At 69.3% G+C, this 1,634-nt stretch carries 1 protein-coding gene, 1 tRNA gene and 1 other RNA gene; 1 reads left to right on the top strand and 2 read right to left on the bottom strand.

What is annotated here, in order from left to right; all coding sequences use genetic code 11:
- The coding region (locus tag ABZ281_RS48585; RefSeq protein WP_356665161.1) for a DNA polymerase III subunit gamma and tau at positions 1-1,214 on the bottom strand (1,214 nt) is incomplete at its 3' end.
- Between the two features lie 61 nt (positions 1,215-1,275).
- Positions 1,276-1,372, bottom strand: an RNA gene (gene ffs / locus ABZ281_RS48580) — signal recognition particle sRNA small type.
- A 71-nt stretch (positions 1,373-1,443) separates the two neighbouring features.
- On the opposite strand from ffs, the gene ABZ281_RS48575 reads away from it, so the two are divergent.
- Positions 1,444-1,531 (top strand) — tRNA-Ser (locus tag ABZ281_RS48575).
- The last annotated feature ends 103 nt before the right edge of the window (positions 1,532-1,634 follow it).

Raw genomic sequence — 1,634 nt, 5'->3', positions numbered from 1 at the left:
TCCGGCCCGGGTACGTATCCCGTGGCGGGCATGGCGACGGGACCCGCGGAGTAGTTCACGCCGCGTTCGATCCGGTCGAGGCGGGCCATCACGGAGCGCTCGTCGCCGTAGGCGGTGGGGAGCAGGACGCGGGCACAGATCAGTTCGAGCTGGAGACGGGGCGAGTGGGCGCCGCGCATCTCGGTCAGGCCCTCGTTGACGAGGTCGGCGGCGCGGCCCAGCTCGGCGGGGCCGAAGGTGCCGGCCTGGGCCTGCATGCGTTCGATCACATCGGCGGGGGCGTCGATGAGCCCCTTCTCCGCCGCGTCCGGGACGGCGGCGAGGATCACCAGGTCGCGCAGCCGCTCCAGGAGGTCGGCGACGAAACGACGCGGGTCGTTGCCGCCCTCGATCACGCGGTCGACGACCTCGAAGGCCGCGGCTCCGTCGCCGGTGGCGAAGGCCTCGACGACGGAGTCGAGGAGGGAGCCGTCGGTGTATCCGAGCAGGGCGGTGGCCATGGCGTACGTCACACCGTCCGCCGCGGCGCCGGCGAGGAGCTGGTCCATCACGGACATGGAGTCACGCACGGACCCGCCGCCCGCGCGCACGACGAGCGGGAGCACGCCCTCGGCGACGGGGATGGCCTCCTTCTCGCAGACCTGCCCGAGGTACTCCCGGAGGGTGCCGGGGGGTACGAGCCGGAAGGGGTAGTGGTGCGTCCGGGACCGGATCGTCCCGATGACCTTCTCGGGCTCGGTGGTCGCGAAGATGAACTTGAGATGCTCCGGCGGCTCCTCGACGACCTTCAGCAGCGCGTTGAAGCCGGCCGACGTGACCATGTGGGCCTCGTCGATGATGTAGATCTTGTACCGGCTGCGGGCGGGCCCGAAGAAGGCCTTCTCGCGCAGGTCACGGGCGTCGTCCACGCCTCCGTGGGAAGCGGCGTCGATCTCGATGACGTCGATGGAGCCGGGGCCGTTGCGCGCGAGGTCCTGGCAGGACTGGCACTCCCCGCAGGGTGTCGGCGTGGGCCCCCGCTCACAGTTCAGGCAGCGCGCGAGGATGCGGGCGCTGGTCGTCTTGCCACAGCCGCGCGGCCCGCTGAACAGGTACGCGTGGTTGACCCGGTTGTTCCGCAGCGCCTGCTGCAGCGGGTCGGTGACATGCTCCTGCCCGATGACCTCGGCGAAGGTCTCGGGGCGGTAGCGGCGGTACAGAGCGAGAGACGACACGCATACGAGGTTATAGGCGCCCACTGACATCGGAACCCGGCGAGGAGATCCGGTCCGGGAACGCAGACGCCCCCCACGCACCCGCCAGAGCCGACCTACCCTTGCTGCCTTCCGGCCCTGGGGGAGTTCAGTCAGATAGCGCCGCGTGAGGGGCTGCGCCAAGGCTACCTGATGTCGGAGGCGGGAACGAGTTCGCGAGCACTCCTCAACGTCTTGTATTGTTTGCGGCGGAGGATTCGCCTAGAGGCCTAGGGCGCACGCTTGGAAAGCGTGTTGGGGGCAACCCCTCACGAGTTCGAATCTCGTATCCTCCGCCAGTGCCTCACCGGGCACGATGTCGAAGGGCCCCACCCTTCGCGGTGGGGCCCGTCGACGTGTCTCAGCCCACGTTGTCCTTGTTTTTGTGAAAACCGGGGGGTT

The sequence above is a fragment of the Streptomyces sp. NPDC006265 genome (assembly GCF_040613555.1).
Lineage (GTDB): Bacteria > Actinomycetota > Actinomycetes > Streptomycetales > Streptomycetaceae > Streptomyces.
The sequence above is the reverse complement of the archived record's forward strand: the minus strand, read 5'-3'. Positions and strand labels throughout refer to the sequence as shown.